Genomic DNA, 20,351 nt, shown 5'->3' on the forward strand with positions numbered 1-20,351 from the left:
TTTGTCGCCCGACGGTTGTTGCAAAAATCCCGATAGACTACGAACATCTGTGGCTATGGGTCCCTGCGTGCCGCCTTCGCTAAAGCTTCGGCGCCCCAGGAGCCCTACCCCGGCGAAGCCTTGGCGGAGACGGGTCGCAGGGACGACGGATGATTTGCGGTGACAGCGTGAGCGGCACAAACAGTTTGAAGAACACCTCCGGCACCATCGTTCTCGCCGGCGCGGGAAAGATGGGCGGCGCGATGCTTTCGGGCTGGCTCGCGCAGGGGCTTGATGCGCGCCACGTCGCGGTGATCGAGCCGCAGCCGTCGGAAGAAATCCGTGCGCACCTTGCCAAAGGCGTGCGCCACAACCCCTCGCCGCAGGATTGCGGAACCGTCGCCGCTTTCATGGTGGCGCTGAAGCCGCAGGCCTTTCGCGAGGCGGGACCCGTGTTGAAGCCCTATGTCGATGCGACGACGCTCGTCGTCTCGATCATGGCCGGGACGACGATGGCTTCGCTGAGCGAAGTCCTGGGCGGCCACGTCGTGCGCGCGATGCCCAACACGCCGGCTGCGATCGGGCGCGGCATCACGGTTGCGGTGGCGGCGAAGGATGTCAGCGCCACGCAGCGCGACGTCGCCGACGGCCTGCTGCGCGCGACCGGTTCGGTTGAATGGGTCACCGAAGAAGGCCTGATCGATGCGGTGACCGCGGTCTCGGGTTCCGGCCCGGCCTATGTGTTCCTGCTTGCGGAGGAACTGGCACGCGCCGGCGTTGCGGCCGGTTTGCCCGAAGAACTCGCGACCAAACTCGCGCGTGAAACCGTCGCGGGCTCGGGCGAGCTGTTGCATCGCTCGGAACTTAGCGCCGCGACGCTGCGCCAGAACGTCACCTCGCCCGCCGGCACCACGGCCGCCGCGCTGGAAGTGCTGATGGGCAAAGACGGGCTGCAATCGCTGATGACGCGCGCGGTCGCAGCAGCGACGCGCCGTTCGAAGGAATTGGCGAAATAGTTTTTCTCTTCCGTCATGGCCGGGCATAGCCGTTCGAAGAACGGCGTCGCTTCCGCTCGCCTATGACCCGGCCATCCACGAATCTTTTTGCCATCGGCGCTAAAGACGTGGATGCCCGGCACAAGGCCGGGCATGACGAACGGAGGATAGGGTTAGTTCTAAATCCCGCCGAACTGCTTGGTAAAAGCCTCGATATTGACGAGGCCGCGGGCGTGACGTCCCTCGCCGATCCGGCGTTTGTCGTCGAACGCCTCGACTTCAAAGCGGATCACCCGCCGCTCGACGCCGACAACGCGCGCGAGGGTTCGTACCGTCGCACCGACCGGCGTCGCGGCAAGATGACGGATATCGACTTCAGTGCCGACCGTGACCCAACCCGGCTCCAGGCAGGATTTGATGGCGTCGCCGGAGACCAGCTCCATCTCCAGGATCATCATCGGCGTCGCATAGACCATCGGCATGCCGGGAACGAAATGCCCGACCGTGCGCTCGGGCGGCACGATCAGGCTGCGTTCGGCGCTCATGCCGACCTTGATGACGTCACGTGCGTCCATGGACGACGCTGCGCGTCACTTCTTCGCCGCGGCGGCGCGCTCGACGAAAGTCTTGCCGCCCTTCATCTTGTGGGCGAGCGGCGCCTCGTTGATCTGAATAACGACGGCGTCGGCATCGACGCCAAGATTCTTCACCAGCGCCTGCGTGATATCGCGCATCATGCCGGCCTTCTGCTCATCGGTGCGGCCGACGGCCATGCTGACGGTGATTTCGGGCATTTCTTTCTCCTCATTTCCACTTCTACTTGCCGTCATGGCCGGGCATAGCCGTCTGAAGGACGGCGTCGCTTCCGCTCGCCTATGTCCCGACCATCTACGTCTTCTCTATCAAACAGGACGTGGATGCCCGGCACAAGGCCGGGCATGACGCCTGAATGTATTAGCTAACCCCATGTCACGGCATGCCGTGCCAATATTTTGCGCACAGCCGTCACGAGTTCGCTTTCGTCGACCTCGGTTTGCGCCTCGGCCTGCTTTTTCAGATATTCCTCGCGGTCTTCTGTGTCGGTGAGGCCTGCGCCGAGGATGAGATCCTTGACCTGAACCTTGCCCTTCGCCTTCTCGTCCGAGCCCTGGATGATCACGCACGGCGCATTGCGGCGATCGGCATATTTGAGCTGGTTGCCCATGTTCTTCGGGTTGCCCAGATAAAGCTCGGCGCGGATTCCGGCGTTGCGTAGTTCTGCGACCATTTTCTGGTAATCGGCGACGCGATCGCGGTCGAACACCGTGACAACTACGGGGCCGGACTCAGCGCGCGTATCGAGCTTGCCGAGCAGCGTGAGCGCAGCCTGCAAGCGCGACACCCCGATGGAAAATCCGGTTGCCGGCACCACCTCGCCGCGGAAGCGCGAGACGAGGCCATCGTAGCGTCCGCCGCCACCGACCGAGCCGAAGCGCACGGGGCGGCCTTTTTCGTCTTTGGTGTCGAGCAGAAGCTCAACCTCGAAAACCGGACCAGTGTAATATTCGAGGCCACGGACGACCGAGGGATCGATCATGATCCGGTCCGAGCCGTAGCCGGACGCCGCGACAAGTTTGCCGATGTCTTCCAGCTCTTCGCAGCCCTGCTGTCCGATCTTGCTGTCACGCAATCGCGGATCGACCGGCCCATCACCCTGTTCGACCGATGAGACCACGAGCGCGATGTCCGCTTCCTTCAGCCCGGCGCCCTTGGTGAAATCGCCTGACTCGTCCTTGCGGCCTTCGCCGAGCAATTGTTTGACGCCGGCGATGCCTAGCCGATCGAGCTTGTCGACCGCGCGCATCACCGTGAGCCATTGGCCGTCATCTGAAATGCCAAGCGCATCGCGCACCCCGTCCAGCACCTTGCGGTTATTCACCTTCACCACATAGGAGCCGCGGGGAATGCCGAGCGCTTCCATGGTATCGGCGGCCATCATGCACATTTCGGCGTCGGCCGCCGCGCTCGACTGTCCACCGGCAGCGGTGCCGATCGTGTCGGCATCGAACTGCACGAACTGGCGGAAGCGGCCGGGACCGGGCTTCTCGTTGCGATAGACATAGCCGAAACGATAGGAGCGATAAGGCAGCACCAGGTTTTCGGTGCCGTAGCGCTCGGCGACGTAACGGGCGAGCGGCGCGGTGAGATCATAGCGCAGCGACAGCCATTGCTCGTCGTCGTCCTGGAACGAGAACACGCCTTCGTTGGGCCGGTCCTGATCGGGCAGGAACTTGCCGAGCGCGTCGGTATATTCGATCGCGGGCGTCTCGACCGGCTCGAAACCATAGCGCTCGTAGACGGCGCGGATCTTCTCCACCATCTGCCGCGTCGCGTTGATCGCGGCGGGGCCGCGGTCTTCCAGCCCGCGCGGCAGGCGCGCCTTCAGCTTTTGCGGCTTTTTTGGTTTGTCGGCCATGATGCGCGCGTTGGTATCAGCCGAAATGCGAGGCGGCAACTGTTGCTGCGTTCTCCGGATGCTGTGCAGCGCCCTTCGCGGTGCGCTGCTGATCCTGGGTCCATTGGGAGCTACGTAGGTCCCGGCTCTGCGGAGCAGCGTTGCACGCTGCACCGCGTCCGGGACACGACAGTCCTGCGCCGTACCGTCTCCGTCCTCACAAAACCTTTTTTATCCAGTTATGCGGATCGTTGGTGCGGCCGTACTGGATGTCGACCAGCTTCTTGCGCAGCCCCATGGCGACCGGACCGGCCGCGCCGCCGCTGATCGCAAAATCGCCGTTCGCCGAGCACACCTTGCCGATCGGCGAGATGACGGCCGCGGTGCCGCAGGCGAAGGCTTCCTTGAGCTTGCCGCTGGCGGCATCCTTGCGCCACTGGTCGATCGAATAGGCTTCCTCGCGCACGCGCACGCCGGAATCCTTCATCAGCGCGATGATGGAGTCGCGGGTGATGCCGGGCAGGATCGTGCCGAGCGGCGGCGTCAGCATCGAGCCGTCGTCGAACACGAAGAAAATGTTCATGCCGCCGAGTTCCTCGATGTAGCGGCGCTCGATCGCATCGAGGAACACCACCTGGTCGCAGCCGTGGTCGATCGCCTCGGCCTGCGCGCGCAGGCTGGCCGCATAGTTGCCGCCGCATTTGACGGCGCCAGTGCCGCCGATCGCGGCGCGCGTGTAATTCTCCGACACCCAGATCGACACCGGCGCCGGCCCGCCCTTGAAATAGGAACCGACCGGCGAGGCAATGACGGAAAAGATGTATTCTGCGGACGGTTTGACGCCGAGGAAGACCTCGCTCGCGATCATGAACGGCCGCAGGTAAAGACTGCCCTCGCCGCCCGGGATCCAGGCGCGGTCGATGCGCACGAGTTGTTCGACCGCCTCGATGAAGACGTCCTCCGGCAATTTCGCCATCGCCATGCGCTCGGCCGAATTCTGGAAGCGCCTGGCATTGGCATCGGGCCGGAACAGGTTCACGCCGCCATCGTCGCGCCGGTAGGCCTTGAGGCCCTCGAAAATCTCCTGTGCGTAGTGCAGGACGGCGCCGGCCGGATCGAGCGGGAAATTCGCGCGCGATTCGATCCGCGCGCTGTGCCAGCCCTGCCCTTGCGTGTAACGGACGATGGCCATGTGATCGCTGAAAATGCGGCCGAAGCCGGGATTTTCGAGCTTGGCCTCTCGCTCCTTCTCGGGCGTCGGATTGGCGGAAGGGCGGATATCGAATTTCAAACTCATAGCCTCGTTTCCCGTTATTCTCGACCGGCGCGATCGCCGGCTGGCCCCGGCCATGCCTCTTTCGGGCACGCTGGTTCAATAGGACCGGAACTGCCCCTCACCTGCCGTGCGGCAAGCCGTCCACCGGGCACGTCGTTAGGACATGCTTTTGTGAGGCGCGGAAGTCCAGTATGTTTGCCGAAATGCCGCTCGACAATCGTAGGGTCAACCCATTCGAAGGCTCGGTCGCCTTCCGGCCTCCTTCGGCCGCTAGTGCCCGCTTTCCGAAGTTCGTGCTACGTCTCAGCGGCACCTTTCACGAACTTCGGAAAGTCACGGGCACTAGCAAATTTATGGTTCTAGTACCGCTTTTCCATTTGAAGTTCCTGAGAGAATTCGCCGCTTGCGCCGCAGGAACTTCAAATGGGCGGGACTAGCAGCATCACGACCCGCTTGAAACGACGCAATATTTCGTCGCGGGCGACGGTTTTGTAACATTGAACCCAAGATATGTCAATATGGCTGACATAATTTTATCACGCCCATCGTCGGCTGCCGGCTCCAAGCCGAACGAGACGCGTTCGGCGGCCGCCGGGCTGCGCTGGGACATCATCGAGCTCCTGTTTTTCGCCTACCGCGATTTCGTCGGCGACGCCGACCACGAGCTCGAGGCGTTCGGCTTCGGACGCGCGCATCACCGCGTGATGCATTTCGTCTACCGCTACCCCGGCCTGAAGGTCGCCGACCTGCTCGACGTGTTGCGCATCACCAAGCAATCGCTCGGGCGCGTGCTGAAGCAACTGCTCGACGAAGGCTATATCGTGCAGAAGGCGGGCAACAACGATCGCCGCCAGCGCCTTCTTTTCGCCACCGCCAAGGGCGAGGCGCTAGTGACCAAGCTCGCAGGATTGCAAACCGAGCGGCTCAACAACGCGCTAAGTGGCATCGAGCCGGCCGGGCTCGAGGCCGTCAAGCAATTCCTGCGCGCGATGATCGATCGTGACGATCCCGACAAGGTGCTGGAAGCCATCTTTGGCGCCACGCCTTCGACCGGCAAGACTTGAGGGAACCAGACGTGGCCGAAGCCGCAACCATCGCACGCACACGGCGAGAGCCAGCCGACGACGCGCCGCATCTTCTGCTGGTCGACGACGACCGCCGTATCCGCGATCTGTTGTCGCGTTTTCTGTGCGGCGAAGGCTACCGAGTCACCACCGCGATGAGCGCCAAGGACGCCCGCGCCAAGCTCAACGGCCTGCATTTCGATCTGTTGATCCTCGACGTGATGATGCCGGGCGAGACCGGCTTCGATCTCGCCCGATTCATCCGAACTTCGTCCTCGGTTCCGATCGTCATGCTGACGGCGCGCCACGAAGCCGAAAGCCGGATCGAAGGCCTGCAGATCGGCGCCGACGACTACGTCGCAAAGCCGTTCGAGCCGCGCGAGCTTTCGCTACGGATCAACAACATCCTCAAGCGCACGGCCCCGCCGCCGGTCGAGACGCTGGAGCAGATCGCGTTTGGGCCGTACGTCTATCATCTGGAGCGCGGCGAGTTGCGCCAAAACGAGGAAGTCATTCGCCTCACCGATCGCGAGCGCGACATGTTGCGGGTTCTGGCGCTGGCGCGCGGCGAAACGGTGCCGCGCAATGCGCTGACGGGCGATGGCACGGTGAACGAGCGCGCAGTCGACGTGCAGATCAACCGCCTGCGCCGCAAGATCGAGCGCGATCCGGCCAATCCGTTGTTCTTGCAGGCGGTGCGCGGCATCGGCTATCGCCTGGTCGCCTCTCCCTGAGCCGATTAGAATGAGCACGCTCGATACGGGATTGACGCTGATCCGCACCGCCGCAGGGCGGGTGTCGGCGGCCAATGGCTGGATGGGCAACGCGTTCAAGAGCTGGATGCCGACCGGCCTCTATGCCCGCGCGCTGCTCATCATGATCGTGCCGATGGTGATATTGCAGTCGGTGGTCGCCTTCGTGTTCATGGAGCGGCATTGGAACACGGTGACGCGGCATCTTTCCGCGGCGGTCGTGTCCGACATTGCCGCACTGATCGACGTCTACAAGACCTATCCTCAGGACAAGGACCACGCCCAGCTCCGGCGCATCGCCCAGCAGCGTCTCGGACTGGTGGTGGATTTCCTCGCCACCGGCGACATGCCGCCCCCCGGACCAAAGCCGTTCTTCTCGCTGCTCGACCAGACGCTTTCCGTGCAGCTCGGCCGGCAGATCGCCAAACCGTTCTGGATCGACACCGTCGGCCGCTCTAACCTGGTCGAGATCCGCATTCAACTCGATGACACCGTGATGCGCGTGTTCGCCCAGCGCAGCGCCGCCTACGCTTCCAACTCGGAGATTTTCCTGTTCTGGATGGTCGGCACCTCCTCGATCCTTCTGATCGTCGCCGTGCTGTTCCTGCGCAACCAGATCCGCCCGATCCTGCGGCTGGCGGACGCCGCCGAGAGTTTTGGCAAGGGGCGCGAAGCGCCGAACTTCCGCCCGCGCGGCGCGCGCGAGGTGCGCCGCGCCGCGAACGCCTTCCTGGAAATGAAATCGCGCATCGAGCGTTCGATCGAACAGCGCACGGCGATGCTCGCCGGCGTGTCGCACGATCTGCGTACCATCCTGACCCGCTTCAAGCTCGAGCTCGCTTTGATCGGTGACAGCCCCGAGGTCGACGCGATGCGCAAGGACGTCGACGAGATGTCGGGCATGCTCGAGGACTATCTCGCCTTTGCGCGCGGCGACAGCGGCGAAGTGGCCCAGCCCACCGACATGACGCTCGCGCTGGAGGAACTGCGCAGCGACGCCGAGCGCAATGGCCATACCGCAACGGTGGCGTTCCAGGGGCTTCCCGTCGTCACCGTCAAGCCTGCCGCCTTCAAGCGTTGTCTCGCCAATCTCGTCTCCAACGCCGCGCGCCACGCCGACTCGATTTCGATCACCGGCCAGCGCGACCATCGCTATCTGACGGTGACGGTCGACGACGACGGTCCGGGTATTCCGCTCGCCATGCGCGAGGAAGTGTTCAAGCCGTTCCTCCGGCTCGACGACGCCCGCAACCAGGACGAAGGCGGCACCGGGCTTGGCCTTGCGATCGCGCGCGACATCGCCCGCTCGCACGGGGGTGACATTACGCTTGGCGACAGCCCGATGGGGGGCTTGCGCGCGGCGGTGCGGGTTCCGGTGTAGAGGCGCTGCTACGAGTGGAGTGGATTTGACATTCGCTACACACTTGGCCGCGAGGTTCGCAAGGCGAATGTCCGCTGCGAGGGATGCGAATGTTAGAATCGGACCACTAGGGTTTGGCGCCGGGCAGCAGGTTTTGCAGCTTCGCCGCATCCTTGACGTTGAGCTTGAAGCCGCCGCCGGGCATCACGATGTCGCCGGGCTTCTGGTCCGGTTTGCAGGCCCCTAACCATTTCGCCTCGATCTTGGTCACGGTATCGCGCGGCGCGCCTTTGTTCCCGAGGTCGCTGTGCGAGGTAGTCGTGACCGTATAGGCGGAATTGAAGTCGCCGACGATGTCCGAATGCGACGCGATCGAGACGCCGGCGACGCTACAGACGGAATCAGTTGCGAAGCCGGTTGCTGTCTTCTGAATGTCCTGTTTCGAGCAGATTTGCTTGGCCATCGGCGAGACCATGTTGTTCATCTCTTTGTCGATGGTCTCGTCGGTACAGTGCTGCATGGTCATTTCCGGCAAGGGCGAGCCGGTCCTGACCATCTTGACTTCCCACAGGCCGGCCTTGCGGACCGGCAGATCGTCGGCGCGGGCATGATCGGCCGGCGTGGCCAGCAGACACAGACTTAACCCCAAAGCAGCCAATTCACGTGTCATCGGTCACGTTCCGGCTTGCGAACTTCGGAATCGGAACTCTAGTAGAGCGTGCGCAGCGGCGCCTGGTTGGCGCCATACGGCACCCAGCGGCAGGCGAACGAGACATATCCGCCATAATGCGGATCGACGGCGAGAAACTTCACCACCTTGCCGTACGTCGCACAGTGGGCGACCGCGAGCTGACGGGCGTCGGCGCGCTGCGCCAGCTCATAGGCAATAATGCCGCCGGTATCGTTGCCCTTGACCGGCGGCACGATGTCGGCCCGCGCCGGCGCCCAGGACAGCATGACGCCAGAGGCGATCAGAACGGCGGCCTTGATGATTCGCATCGCTAACTCCGTTTATTTTGGACGACACCTTAGAGCGCATCCCAGGCCGTGAAAAGCGCGGCTGACCACAGGAAATGGAGTTATTGGCAGGTGTTGCCGCGCTGCACTTGACCTCGGAGAGGCTTCGCGGCACGGTTCGCAACTTGATCATCGGCGGACCCGCTATGCGTGACATCATTTCAATTGCGAGAAAAACTGGCCTTGGCGCGACGCTTGGGGCTGCACTTGGCCTGTTGGCATTCGGCCAGGCCGCCCAGGCGGCCAATCCGCTGGAGCTGAACTTCTGGCTCAACGGCCCGCAATATGACGGCCGGTTGAAGACCTGCGAGGCCGCGCTCGGGACCGTCACCTCGCAATTCCAGGAAAAAGAAAGCACCTTCTGGAATTCCGCCCTGACCATCACCGGTTACGGCCGGATTCACGAAGTCGCCTTCCGGCCCTGGCAGTCGGACAACATTCCGCGCCGGTATTGCAGCGGCGATGTGATGCTCAGCGATGGCCGGGTTCACGGCGTGCATTACTCGATCATCGAGGACGGCGGCTTCGCCGGCTATGGCCAAGGCATCGAATGGTGCGTGACGGGTCTTGATCGCAACTGGGCCTATAACCCGTCCTGCGCGGGCGCCAAGCCCTGATCCGCAAGCCGGCTTCACGGCTTTTTTCAAGATCTCCGACTCAGGCCGCCCTCCACATCGGGCGGCCTTTTAATTTTGTTCTTGAAATGTTCTCAACCCATGCTAGGTTCCGGCAACCGATGGTGGCGTGAGGGCAGCGATATGTTTCGGCGTTCCTTGTTTGGGCGGATGTTGACCAGCTTTGCCTGTCTCTTGCTGGCCGCCGTGATCGGCTTTGGCGCCACGACAAGCGCCTCGGCGCAGGACCGCCGGCAAAATGCGCCCGGCGAATTTGATTTCTATGTTCTGTCGTTGTCCTGGTCGCCGTCCTTCTGCGAGGGCGCGGCTGAGCGCGGCAATGGCGGCGGACGCTCGCAACAGCTTCAGTGCGGGGGGCGGCCTTTCTCGTTCGTAGTCCATGGGCTGTGGCCGCAATATGAGCGCGGCTATCCCGAATATTGCGACCGCGATTCCTGGCTGGACCGCAACATCATGACCTCGATGCTGGATCTGATGCCGGCGCCGGGCCTGATTTTCAACGAATGGAAAAAGCACGGCACCTGCTCCGGCCTCGGCCCCCGTGGCTATTTCGAAACCATCCGCAAAGCACGCGCGGCCGTGAAGATCCCGCCCGAGTTCATCGATCTCGCCAACCCGAAGACGGTCTCGCCGGCCGAGGTCGAAGATGCCTTCATCAAAATCAATCCGGGCCTTCCCGCCAACGCGATCGCGGTCACCTGCAACCGCTCGCGGCTCAGCGAGGTGCGCATCTGCATGAGCAAGGATTTGCAGTTCCGCGGTTGCGACGAGGTCGATCGTCAGGCCTGCCGGCGCGACCAGCTGACGATGCCGCCGGTGCGCGGCGGGTAAGGACGCGGGCGGGCTCGGCAGCTTCCGCCTTCGCTAAGCTACGGCGGACAAGTCGCTTCGCCCCTGATGACGTGGTAACCCGTCGTCCATGAACTACCGCCACGCCTTTCACGCCGGCAACTTCGCCGACGTCATCAAGCACATCGTGCTGGTGCGCATCCTGCTTCATCTGCAGGAGAAGGACGCCGCCTTTCGCGTGATCGATACCCATGCCGGCGCCGGCATCTACGATCTCACCGGCGAAGAGGCCGCGCGTGGCGGCGAGTGGCTCACCGGAATCGCACGCATCATGCAGGCGCGGTTTTCGGAAACCGCGCTGCCGCTGGTCAAGCCCTATCTCGATATCGTCCGCTCGTTCAATTCGCATCCCGCCAGCCTCGAGCGTTATCCGGGATCACCCCTGATCGCCCGCGCGCTTCTGCGTCCGCAGGACCGCATGACCGCCTGCGAGGTCGAGGGCGGCCCGCGCAAGGCCCTGATCGATGCGCTGCGCCGCGACACCCAGGCGCGCGTCGTCGATCTCGACGGCTGGACGGCGCTCCCCGCCTTCGTGCCGCCGAACGAGCGGCGCGGCCTCGTCCTGATCGATCCGCCCTATGAGCAGAAGGACGAGTTCGAGCGGCTGGCCACGGGCTTCAGCGAGGCCTTCGCGAAATGGCCAACCGGCAGTTACCTGTTGTGGTATCCGGCCAAGAGCCGCCGCGCCACCGACGAACTGGCGCGGCAGGTCGCTGACGCCGCTGCCGCTTCACGACCGCCCAGCAAATGCCTGCGCCTTGAATTCAGTATCGCCCCGGAAACCACGGGTGCGGGTCTCACCTCGGCCGGCCTTCTGGTCGTCAATCCGCCGTGGACGCTGGCCGCCGAACTGAAGGCGATCCTGCCCGAACTGGAAAAGCCGCTCGGTCAGGGCGGCGGCGGCCGCTTCCGGCTGGAAACGCCGAAGACTTGAGCCTTCACGTGTGAAAAGTCCGATAGGCAATGGGGCGGGAACCGTATTATGCTTGCCCTATTGGGATCGGCTTTACGTTCCGCTTCCGCGAATGGTAGCGGCGGAGTGAGGGCCTCTTCTGATTATGGGCGAGCCTGCCATCACGCCGGCCCGCCTGGATGGCCAAAACTTCCGGCGGAAAATGTCCGCAACGAAGGCCCGGTCGGCCGATACGCGAGAGGGGCGTAACGGCGGAGCAATGCGGGGGGAGGTTTCCCGATGGCCATGACTGGGACGGTCAAGTTCTTCAACGGAGAACGCGGCTACGGCTTCATCAAGCCCGACGACGGCGGCCGCGATGTGTTTGTTCACATCACGGCGGTCGAGCGGGCCGGACTGAAGGATCTGACCGAAGGACAACGCATCACATTCGACGTCGAGCCGGACAAAAAGGGCAAAGGGCCCAAGGCGGTCAATCTCGTGATTTCTTCCTAGGGAATTAGAAAAAAATCCCGGCCGCGAGCGGCCGGGAGTGTTGTCCGGTATTTTCTTATCTTAGAAGTGATAGTTCACGCCGGCACGCAGCAGGCCGAAGTGATAGCCGTTCTGGTTCCCGGTAATCGTGAAATTGCTGTCGTTGAGATCGACGTAGAGGTACTCGACCTTGGCGCTCCAGTTCCGCGCCAGACCGACTTCGGCGCCCAGACCCACCGTCCAGCCGGCATTGGTGTGACTCTCGGAGAGCCCGAACGTCTGGCCGGTCAGCTCGCCGAATGCGAGACCGCCGGTGCCATAGAGCAGGACATTGTTGATGGCGTAGCCGGCGCGTCCGCGAACGGTGCCGAACCAGGGGTTGGAGAATTTCCACGGCGCAAAGGTGTCGGAGGCGCCGTTGCCCTGAATATCGCCCTCGAGACCGAACACCCAGGGGCCATTCTGCCAGTTGTAGCCGGCCTGCGCACCGCCGACGAAGCCCGATGGCTTGGTCGGATTGTTGTCCACACCGCCCCAGTTCCAGCCCAGATTGCCGCCGATATAGGGACCGGCCCAGCTATAGATGTTGAGCGGCTGCGCGACGGTGTAGGGCTGCCGATATCCATAAGGCAGATCGGCAGCCGGTGCTGACGACGTGCAAATTGCGGCGACCAGTGCCACGGCGACCAAGACGATCCTGCTCATCACGCATACTCCACACAGAAAGTGCAAAACCCGGTGGCCGTCGGCGTGGTTACGGATTTGCACTTTTTACTGATCGAATTTATCGAGACTTTTAAGTTAAAGGGTTGTTAAGGCCTGCGACTCGCTGCTTCTTAGTCTTAAGAGAGCGTTACCGGCGTCTTCTCCCCCATGACATGAGCCTTCCGCTGTCGATGATTTCTGGCTCGGAACGGCGCGCAGACGGCGCTGGCAAGCGGGGGCGGCGACGCTTAAATCTGGAGATCTCTCGAGATCACACGAGCTATGGCCCGCGAATCCACCAATCCGGCAAAAACCACCGGGGAGGATCCCTCCTCTTCCCGGCCCGACCCGTTGCGGCCTGAACAGACAACGCCGGAACCGGTCACCGGGGCGCCGCCGCAGGACCTCGTGGCCGGCGACGTCGATCCGGCGACCGTCAATGTCGATGAAGAGGACGAGGGCCGGCTTCCGGACGTCACGGAGGACGGCAACGAAGTCATCGCCGAGGGGCCGCTTGCGATCGGACATGCCGCAATCGAAAACGCGGTCAAGCTGGCGCCGACCTCACCCGGCGTCTACCGTATGCTCAATGCGGCCAACGACGTGCTCTATGTCGGCAAGGCCAAGAACGTCCGCAAGCGCCTGTCCTCCTACGCGCGCGCCAGCGCGCCGCTGCCGGCGCGCATTCTGCGCATGATTGCGGCGACCGTTTCGGTCGAGATCATATCCACCACGACCGAAACCGAAGCGCTGCTGCTTGAAGCCAACCTGATCAAGCAGTTGCGCCCGCGCTTCAACGTGCAACTGCGCGACGACAAGTCATTTCCCTATATTCTGATCACGGGCGATCACTGGGCGCCGCAAATTCTCAAGCACCGCGGCGCGCAAACGCGGCCCGGACAATATTTCGGCCCGTTCGCATCGGCCGGCGCGGTCAACCGCACCATCACCGCGCTTCAGCGCGCCTTTTTGATCCGTTCCTGCACGGATGCGTTTTTCGAAAGCCGCACGCGGCCCTGCCTGCTTTACCAGATCAAGCGCTGCGCCGGACCCTGCACGCGCGAGATCGACTTTCCCGGCTATACCGAGTTGGTCCGTGAGGCGAAGGATTTTTTGTCCGGCCGCAGCCAGGCGGTCAAGCAACTGCTCGCGGCCGAGATGGAAAAGGCGTCCGGCGAACTCGAATTCGAGACCGCTGCGCTGTACCGCGACCGGCTGGCGGCGCTGTCGTCGATCCAGTCGCAGCAAGGCATCAATCCGCGCACCGTGGAAGAAGCCGATCTGTTCGCCATCCATCAGGAAGGCGGATATTCCTGCGTCGAGGTGTTTTTCTTCCGCACCGGGCAGAACTGGGGCAACCGCGCCTATTTTCCGCGCGCCGAGAAATCGTTCACGCCGGAAGAGGTGCTGGCCTCGTTCCTCGCCCAATTCTACGACGACAAGCCGCCGCCCAAACTCATTCTGTTGTCGCACGGAATCGAGGAAGCCGAGTTGATGGCAAGCGCGCTGTCGATCAAGGCGGGCTTCAAGGTCGAGGTCACGACGCCACAGCGCGGCGAGAAAAAAGAACTGATCGCGCATGCGCTGACCAACGCGCGCGAGGCGCTCGGGCGCAAGCTGGCCGATACCGCAACCCAAAGCCGGCTGCTCACCGGACTTGTGACCACGCTCGGCCTGTCGCAGGCGCCGCGCCGCATTGAAGTCTACGACAACAGCCACATCCAGGGCACCAATGCGGTCGGCGCCATGATCGTGGCGGGGCCGGACGGCTTCATCAAGAACCAGTATCGCAAGTTCAACATCAAGTCCGAGGGACTGACACCTGGCGACGACTACGCGATGATGCGCGAGGTGCTGCAACGGCGATTCAAGCGACTGCTGGCGGCGTCCGCCGAGGGAGAGGCGAAAACATCGCAAACCGAAGACGACGTGCCCCAGTGGCCCGATCTCGTGGTTATCGACGGCGGCCGCGGCCAGCTCAACGCCGCCAAGGAAATCTTCGATTCGCTCGGGCTGGCACAGATCTCGCTGCTCGCCGTCGCCAAGGGACCGGACCGCGACGCCGGGCGGGAAACCCTGTTCATGCCGGGCCGCGAGGCGATCAAGCTCGAACCGCGCGACCCCGTGCTCTATTTCATCCAGCGGCTGCGCGACGAGGCCCACCGATTCGTGATCGGATCGCACCGAAAGCTGCGCAAGAAGGATATTCGCGAGGCCGGCTTGCAGGAAATTCCCGGCATCGGCCCCTCGCGCAAACGGGCGTTGCTGCACCATTTTGGAACCTTGAAGGAGATCGAGCGGGCCTCGATCGCCGACCTCGGCAAGGTCCCCGGCGTCAGCGCCGAGAGCGCGCGCAAAATTTTCGAGTTTTTCCACACCCAACCCAGTTAAGAATGTCACCTTAAGGTCATATGTGTCGCATGGTTGACCTTCAGGATTCGGCGGTATTGGTAGGACCAATGAACATCGCAACGACCAGGGGACTGGCAAAGGGTTCGCTGTCCCTGCCCAACATTCTGACCTTTGCGCGGATCGCCGCCATTCCGCTGGTGGTCGGCTGCATTTATGCCCAGGCGATACTGGACTGGCCGCTGTGGCTGCGATGGGTGGCGCTCGCCGTGTTCATTGCCGCGGCCGTAACCGATTTCCTCGATGGCTACTATGCACGGATGTGGGATCAGCAATCGGCGCTGGGACGGATGCTCGACCCGATCGCGGACAAGCTTCTGGTCGCCTCCTGCCTTCTGATGCTGGCCGCCGACGGCATCATCCACGGCTGGACGCTGTGGGCCGCGATCGTGATCCTGTGCCGCGAAATCCTGGTATCGGGCTTGCGCGAATATCTGGCCGGCCTGCGGGTCAGCGTGCCGGTAACCAAGCTCGCCAAGTGGAAGACGACCGCGCAGCTCGTCGCGATCGGATTCCTGCTCGCCGGCGAAGCGGGCGACCAGGTCATCCCGCATACCACCGAGATCGGGCTGTTGCTGCTGTGGATCTCGGCGATCGTCACGATCTATACCGGCTGGGATTATTTCCGCGCCGGCATCCATCACCTCATCAAGGAGGATGAGGGATGAAGCTGAAATATTTTGCCTGGGTGCGCGAACGGATCGGCAAGCCCGAAGAGACGATCGAACCGCCCCCAAGCGTCAAGACTGTCGAAGAGCTGATCGCCTGGCTTGCGGCACGCGGCGAGACCTATGCCCACGCCTTCGAGACGCCGCGCGTGATTCGCGCCGCCATCGACCACGCCCACGTCAAACAGGATGCGGCGATTGCCGGCGCCCGCGAGATCGCCTTCTTTCCGCCGATGACCGGCGGCTAATATCATGACCGCCAACGTGACCATCCGCATCCAGGAATCCGATTTCGACGTTGCGCGCGAGATCGCTTCGCTTTCGGCCGGGCGCAACGATATTGGCGCCGTGGTCTCGTTTACCGGCATTTGCCGCGGCAGCGAGGGCGGCGCTGATATCGCGGCGCTGACGCTCGAGCACTATCCCGGCATGGCGGAGGCCGAGATCGCGCGACACGCCGAGACCGCGATGGCGCGCTGGCCGGTGACCGGAATCCGGGTCGTGCATCGTGTCGGCCGCATTACGCCGGGCGAAAACATCGTGCTGGTCGTCACCGCCTCGAAACATCGCCAGGCCGCGTTCGAAGCCGCCGAGTTCCTGATGGACTATCTGAAAGCCAACGCGCCGTTCTGGAAACGCGTCGACCGTCCCGATGGCACGAGCTGGGTCGAGGCGCGTGACCACGACGACGCGGCCGCGGCGCGCTGGACCAAGTCCTGATGGCCAAACGCGCCAAAACCTCACGCACGCGCTCCCGCACCTCGCCGAAACTTCCAAAGGTCTCAGTCGGCGAACTTGTGACGCTGCTCGATTTTGTCCGGTACGCGGTCAGCCGCTTCAACGAGGCGAAGCTGACGTTTGCGCACGGCACCACCGATCCGGTGGCGGAGGCCGCATTCCTGATTTGCGAGACGCTGCACCTTCATCCCGATCAATTCGAGAATTTTGCGACCGCGCGCGTAACCGCAGGCGAGGCGCGCGCAATCCTCGACGTGATTTCCCGCCGCGTCACCTCGCGCAAACCGGCCGCCTATCTCGTCAACAAAGTCTACATGCGCGGCCTGCCGTTCTATGTCGACGAGCGCGTGATAGTGCCGCGCTCGTTCATCGGCGAACTGCTCGATACGCATTTCAGCGGGCAGGATGGCGAAGGCCCCTCGCTGATCGAAGACGCAAGCGCACTGGAAAGCGTACTTGAGCTTTGCACCGGCTCCGGATGCCTTTCCATTCTGGCTGCCCGCGCCTTTCCGCACGCCGAGATCGATGCGGTCGACATCTCCAAAGGTGCGCTCGACGTTGCCGCGCACAATGTCGGAGACTTCGGTCTGGACGACCGGATCATGCTGCATCGCGGCGACCTCTACGCACCGGTTGCCGGCAAGCGATATGACCTCATCATCGCCAATCCGCCCTATGTCGATGCGGAAGGCATGGCCGGCCTTCCGCCGGAATGCCGCGCCGAGCCGAAAATTGCCTTCGATGGCGGTGCCGACGGAATTGATGTCGTCAGGCGCATCCTGGATGAGGCCCCAAAGCACCTGACTGCCGGCGGAGGGCTGCTATGCGAGATCGGCCGCTGCCGCGAAACGCTGGAGATGGCCTATCCGCGCGCCGAATTTCTCTGGCTCGACACCGAAGATTCGACAGGCGAGGTGTTCTGGATCGCCGCTTCCGACCTTGCAAATCTGCATAAGCGCGGCGATTGACCGCTCGGAAAAAGTCGGCCTCTGGCATTCCAGTACCTAGGCGAAACTGCTAACGTATTGGGCAACGATCCACCGAAAACTCGAAGAGGCCCGCCATGCTGGACAAGAGCCCGCACTCCGCCGCCGTCAACGTTCCCAACGACCTTGCGGCGCACTGGATGCCGTTTACCGCCAACCGCGCCTTCAAGAAGGCGCCGCGGCTGCTCGCCGGCGCCAAAGACATGCATTACTTCACCGTCGATGGCCGCAAGATCCTCGACGGCGCCGCCGGCATGTGGTGCAGCAACGCCGGCCACGGCCGCACGCAGATTGCGGAAGCGATCGGCAAGCAGGCCGCGACGCTGGACTACTCGCCGCCGTTCCAGTTCGGCATTCCGCAGGCGTTCGAACTCGCGAGCCGTATCGCCGATCTTGCGCCGAAAGGCCTCGACCACGTCTTCTTCTGCAACTCCGGATCGGAAGCCGCCGATACCGCGCTGAAGATCGCGCTTGCCTATCACCAGATTTCCGGCCAGGGCGGCCGTATCAGGCTGATCGGCCGCGAACGCGGCTATCACGGCGTCGGCTTTGGCGGCACGTCCGTCGGCGGCATGGTCAACAACCGCAAGATGTTCGGCTCGCTGCTGACCGGCGTCGACCATCTGCCGACGACCTATGACCGCGAGAAGCAGGCGTTCTCGCGCGGCGAGCCGGAATACGGCGCCCATTTTGCCGACGCGCTGGAAAACCTCGTCAACCTGCACGGCGCCAACACCATTGCCGCCGTCATCGTCGAGCCGATGGCGGGATCGACCGGCGTGCTGCCGGCACCGAAGGGCTATCTCAAGCGGCTGCGCGAGATCACCCAGAAGCACGGCATCCTCTTGATCTTCGACGAAGTCATCACCGGCTTCGGCCGCCTCGGCTACGCTTTTGCGGCGGAGCGTTACGGCGTGCTGCCGGACATGATTACCTTTGCCAAGGGCGTCACCAACGGCGCCGCCCCGATGGGCGGCGTGATCGTGCGCGACACCATCCACGACGCCTTCATGAGCGGTCCCGAGCACGTCATCGAACTGGCCCACGGCTACACCTATTCGGCGCATCCGCTGGCCTGCGCGGCTGGCCTTGCCACGCTCGACATCTACCGCGACGAGAAGCTGTTCGAGCATGCCCGCGCGCTGGAGCCGAAGTGGAACGATGCCATCTTCTCGCTGAAGAACGAGCCGAACGTCGTGGACATCCGCACCGTCGGCCTGACGGCGGGCATCGACCTCGCCTCGCGTCCGGATCAGCCGGGCAAGCGGGGCTTCGACGCCCTCAACAGCGCCTTCTTCGACAACGACCTGATGATGCGCATCGCGGGCGACACCCTGGCTTTGACCCCGCCTCTGATCGTCAGCGAAGAACAGGTTGGCGAGATCGTCGACAAGGTCGCCAAGGTCATCCGCGCGGTCGCCTGACGGCGCCTCCCCGTACAACCACGGGCTGCGGCTTCTTCACGAGAAGCCGCAGTTCCAGCCGCTGATCTCAGTTCCGCGCCCGAATAAATATCCCTACCCTGTCGAATCAACATTAGTGGTAATGTTGAGTGGCTTGGGGCCAGAACCGGACGGCGCGAACCGTCTCCCCCGGGTGAGAAATGCACGGGGGCTGAGGGGCTTTAGGCGCACATGATCCGCATTTCCACGATCTTCATTGCCATCTGCATGGTGCTGGTCGCCGCTTCCCTTGGCCTCGTCCTGTATTCGGTGGCCGGATTAAGCGGCCTGGAATCGGCCATCGTCGCCCTCACCGCCCTGACGTTCCTGATCCTCTACAACGCCGTCTCGATGCGGTTGCGCGACCGCACCGACGTGGGTGGCCAGATCGCCGATCTGTCGCGCGGCACCGCCGACCTCGCCCGTCAGGTCGCCGAATTCGGCCGCAGGCTGACCGCAGTCGAGGGCAAGCTCAATTCACTCAATCATGCCGGCGCCGATCGCATTCAGGCGGTGGTCGGCGAGATCAACGAACTCGGCGGATTGGTGAAACAACTCGCGGTATCAGTGGCAAGCCACGACGACATGCTCGCTGCCAACGCGGCGGCCGCAGCAGCAGCGCCAACGCCGCCCCCGTCCGAGCCCGAGCCGCCGGCCCGCCACGAACCGTCCTTTGCGCCCGCGGCTCCGAAACTGGTCGCCGCCGCGCCACCGATCGTCGTCAGCGGTCCCGAACCCCCCGCCGCCCGCCGCGGCGAAATGCAGACGTTTGCGGCCGTAAAGACCGCTATCGAGGAAAACCGCCTCGACATCTACTTGCAGCCGATGGTGACCCTGCCTCAGCGCAAGGTTCGTTTCTACGAAGCCGTGACGCGGATCCGCGACGAGCACGATCGCGTGCTCGCAGCCGACGATTTCCTGCCTTTCGTGGAAGCGACCGGACTGATCGGACGCGTCGATCACGCCGTGTTGCTGCGCTGTGTGCAGGTGTTGCGCCGCCTGATGGTCCGCAACAAGGACGTCGGCGTGTTCTGCAACATGGCCGCAGCGACGCTACGCGATCCAGCGACCTTCGCGCCGTGCCTTGATTTCCTGGAAGCCAACCGTGCGCTGGCCCCCTCATTCGTCATCGAGTTCAAGCAGGCGATGTTCCGCCATCTCGGCAGTGCCGAGAGCGAGCATCTCGCGGCACTCGCGCAGCGCGGCTACCGTTTCTCGATCGACAACGTCACCGACCTGCGGATCGAGCCGCGCGAACTTGCCGACCGCGGTGTCCGCTTCATCAAGGTGCCGGCCGCCTTGCTGCTCGATCCCAAGGTGTCGTCGACGTCGGACATTCACCCATCCGACCTCTCCGACCTGCTCGGCCGTTTCGGCATCGACCTGATCGCCGAGCGGATCGAAGGTGAGCGCGCGGTGGTCGATCTGCTCGACTTCGATGTCAGGTTCGGACAGGGCTTCCTGTTTGCGCCGCCGCGGCCGCTGCGGCCCGACAATGCGCCGGCCGCCGATGGCCTGCCCGCGGGCAAGGCATCGGAAACCAATGGTGCGGTCAAGTCTGCGGCCGTCGAGACGACGATCATCGATCCGCCGACCCGTGTCACCGGCAATGCGGCGCTGGCGCGGCGCGCGGTCGGCCCGAACTAATCAACGCC

The 20,351-nt window shown here is 63.5% G+C and carries 22 protein-coding genes; 15 read left to right on the forward strand and 7 right to left on the reverse strand.

From position 1 onward, the window contains the following. Positions 1–149 precede the first annotated feature (149 nt). Positions 150–995 carry a pyrroline-5-carboxylate reductase gene (gene proC / locus BUA38_RS06230; protein WP_072817166.1) on the forward strand — a complete coding sequence of 282 codons (846 nt, stop codon included), beginning with the start codon at positions 150–152 and terminating at the stop codon, positions 993–995. Between the two features lie 158 nt (positions 996–1,153). Here the strand turns inward: proC and BUA38_RS06235 are convergent, their stop codons facing one another. The 4 genes from BUA38_RS06235 to BUA38_RS06250 all read right to left on the reverse strand — a co-directional run bounded on the left by BUA38_RS06235 (position 1,154) and on the right by BUA38_RS06250 (position 4,705). Then, positions 1,154–1,549: a thioesterase family protein gene (locus BUA38_RS06235; RefSeq protein ID WP_072817167.1), complete on the reverse strand. Its 396-nt coding sequence runs from the start codon at positions 1,547–1,549 to the stop codon at positions 1,154–1,156. Positions 1,550–1,564: 15 nt separating this feature from the next. Beyond that, positions 1,565–1,768 carry a tautomerase family protein gene (locus tag BUA38_RS06240; RefSeq protein WP_007596840.1) on the reverse strand — a complete coding sequence of 68 codons (204 nt, stop codon included), beginning with the start codon at positions 1,766–1,768 and terminating at the stop codon, positions 1,565–1,567. 164 nt (positions 1,769–1,932) lie between these two features. Next, entirely contained in the window at positions 1,933–3,429 is a 1,497-nt protein-coding gene (hisS, locus tag BUA38_RS06245; protein ID WP_072825882.1) for a histidine--tRNA ligase, read from the reverse strand. A 196-nt stretch (positions 3,430–3,625) separates the two neighbouring features. Then, entirely contained in the window at positions 3,626–4,705 is a 1,080-nt protein-coding gene (locus BUA38_RS06250; protein WP_072817168.1) for a branched-chain amino acid aminotransferase, read from the reverse strand. Positions 4,706–5,202: 497 nt separating this feature from the next. On the opposite strand from BUA38_RS06250, the gene BUA38_RS06255 reads away from it, so the two are divergent. The 3 genes from BUA38_RS06255 to BUA38_RS06265 are packed head-to-tail and all read left to right on the forward strand — an operon-like array spanning position 5,203 to position 7,881. After that, a complete protein-coding gene (locus tag BUA38_RS06255) occupies positions 5,203–5,748 on the forward strand; it encodes a MarR family winged helix-turn-helix transcriptional regulator (protein ID WP_072817169.1) in 546 nt (181 codons plus the stop codon). An 11-nt stretch (positions 5,749–5,759) separates the two neighbouring features. Next, positions 5,760–6,482 carry a response regulator gene (locus tag BUA38_RS06260; RefSeq protein WP_072817170.1) on the forward strand — a complete coding sequence of 241 codons (723 nt, stop codon included), beginning with the start codon at positions 5,760–5,762 and terminating at the stop codon, positions 6,480–6,482. Positions 6,483–6,492: 10 nt separating this feature from the next. After that, positions 6,493–7,881, forward strand: coding sequence for an ATP-binding protein (locus BUA38_RS06265; protein ID WP_072817171.1), 1,389 nt, complete (start codon positions 6,493–6,495; stop codon positions 7,879–7,881). 106 nt (positions 7,882–7,987) lie between these two features. On the opposite strand, the gene BUA38_RS06270 is transcribed toward BUA38_RS06265, so the two are convergent. Beyond that, positions 7,988–8,530, reverse strand: a complete 543-nt coding sequence (locus tag BUA38_RS06270) for a DUF3617 domain-containing protein (RefSeq protein WP_072817172.1) — start codon at positions 8,528–8,530, stop codon at positions 7,988–7,990. A 38-nt stretch (positions 8,531–8,568) separates the two neighbouring features. Continuing rightward, positions 8,569–8,859, reverse strand: a complete 291-nt coding sequence (locus BUA38_RS06275) for a hypothetical protein (RefSeq protein ID WP_072817173.1) — start codon at positions 8,857–8,859, stop codon at positions 8,569–8,571. 164 nt (positions 8,860–9,023) lie between these two features. Between BUA38_RS06275 and BUA38_RS06280 the strand changes: the two genes are divergently transcribed. The 4 genes from BUA38_RS06280 to BUA38_RS06295 all read left to right on the forward strand — a co-directional run bounded on the left by BUA38_RS06280 (position 9,024) and on the right by BUA38_RS06295 (position 11,769). Next, positions 9,024–9,494 (forward strand): hypothetical protein, encoded by a 471-nt coding sequence (locus BUA38_RS06280; RefSeq protein ID WP_072825883.1) that lies wholly within the window; start codon positions 9,024–9,026, stop codon positions 9,492–9,494. A 141-nt stretch (positions 9,495–9,635) separates the two neighbouring features. Then, positions 9,636–10,343: a ribonuclease T2 family protein gene (locus tag BUA38_RS06285; RefSeq protein ID WP_072817174.1), complete on the forward strand. Its 708-nt coding sequence runs from the start codon at positions 9,636–9,638 to the stop codon at positions 10,341–10,343. Positions 10,344–10,431: 88 nt separating this feature from the next. After that, positions 10,432–11,295 (forward strand): 23S rRNA (adenine(2030)-N(6))-methyltransferase RlmJ, encoded by an 864-nt coding sequence (locus BUA38_RS06290; protein ID WP_072817175.1) that lies wholly within the window; start codon positions 10,432–10,434, stop codon positions 11,293–11,295. Positions 11,296–11,553: 258 nt separating this feature from the next. Next, positions 11,554–11,769: a cold-shock protein gene (locus BUA38_RS06295; RefSeq protein WP_027581161.1), complete on the forward strand. Its 216-nt coding sequence runs from the start codon at positions 11,554–11,556 to the stop codon at positions 11,767–11,769. A gap of 60 nt (positions 11,770–11,829) precedes the next feature. Here BUA38_RS06295 and BUA38_RS06300 read toward each other — a convergent pair whose 3' ends face one another. Continuing rightward, positions 11,830–12,453 carry an outer membrane protein gene (locus BUA38_RS06300; protein ID WP_072817176.1) on the reverse strand — a complete coding sequence of 208 codons (624 nt, stop codon included), beginning with the start codon at positions 12,451–12,453 and terminating at the stop codon, positions 11,830–11,832. A gap of 282 nt (positions 12,454–12,735) precedes the next feature. Between BUA38_RS06300 and uvrC the strand changes: the two genes are divergently transcribed. The 7 genes from uvrC to BUA38_RS06335 all read left to right on the forward strand — a co-directional run bounded on the left by uvrC (position 12,736) and on the right by BUA38_RS06335 (position 20,343). Beyond that, the gene (uvrC, locus tag BUA38_RS06305; protein WP_083587480.1) at positions 12,736–14,844 is read left to right on the forward strand and encodes an excinuclease ABC subunit UvrC; all 2,109 of its coding nucleotides are present in this window, start codon (positions 12,736–12,738) and stop codon (positions 14,842–14,844) included. A 68-nt stretch (positions 14,845–14,912) separates the two neighbouring features. Beyond that, the gene (pgsA, locus tag BUA38_RS06310) at positions 14,913–15,530 is read left to right on the forward strand and encodes a CDP-diacylglycerol--glycerol-3-phosphate 3-phosphatidyltransferase (protein WP_072817177.1); all 618 of its coding nucleotides are present in this window, start codon (positions 14,913–14,915) and stop codon (positions 15,528–15,530) included. Then, a complete protein-coding gene (gene moaD / locus BUA38_RS06315; RefSeq protein WP_072817178.1) occupies positions 15,527–15,778 on the forward strand; it encodes a molybdopterin converting factor subunit 1 in 252 nt (83 codons plus the stop codon). The genes pgsA and moaD overlap by 4 nt, the downstream gene beginning before the upstream one ends. 4 nt (positions 15,779–15,782) lie before the next feature. After that, on the forward strand, positions 15,783–16,250 hold the full coding sequence (locus BUA38_RS06320) for a molybdenum cofactor biosynthesis protein MoaE (RefSeq protein WP_072817179.1): 468 nt from the start codon (positions 15,783–15,785) through the stop codon (positions 16,248–16,250). Continuing rightward, on the forward strand, positions 16,250–17,236 hold the full coding sequence (prmB, locus tag BUA38_RS06325) for a 50S ribosomal protein L3 N(5)-glutamine methyltransferase (protein WP_072817180.1): 987 nt from the start codon (positions 16,250–16,252) through the stop codon (positions 17,234–17,236). Before BUA38_RS06320 ends, prmB begins: the two co-directional genes overlap by 1 nt. 95 nt (positions 17,237–17,331) lie before the next feature. Then, positions 17,332–18,678: an aspartate aminotransferase family protein gene (locus tag BUA38_RS06330; RefSeq protein WP_072817181.1), complete on the forward strand. Its 1,347-nt coding sequence runs from the start codon at positions 17,332–17,334 to the stop codon at positions 18,676–18,678. Between the two features lie 210 nt (positions 18,679–18,888). After that, complete coding sequence (locus BUA38_RS06335) at positions 18,889–20,343, forward strand: EAL domain-containing protein (RefSeq protein ID WP_072817182.1); 1,455 nt, start codon at positions 18,889–18,891, stop codon at positions 20,341–20,343. Positions 20,344–20,351 lie beyond the last annotated feature (8 nt).

Source organism: Bradyrhizobium erythrophlei (assembly GCF_900142985.1).
In the GTDB taxonomy this organism is placed as follows: Bacteria; Pseudomonadota; Alphaproteobacteria; order Rhizobiales; family Xanthobacteraceae; genus Bradyrhizobium; species Bradyrhizobium erythrophlei_B.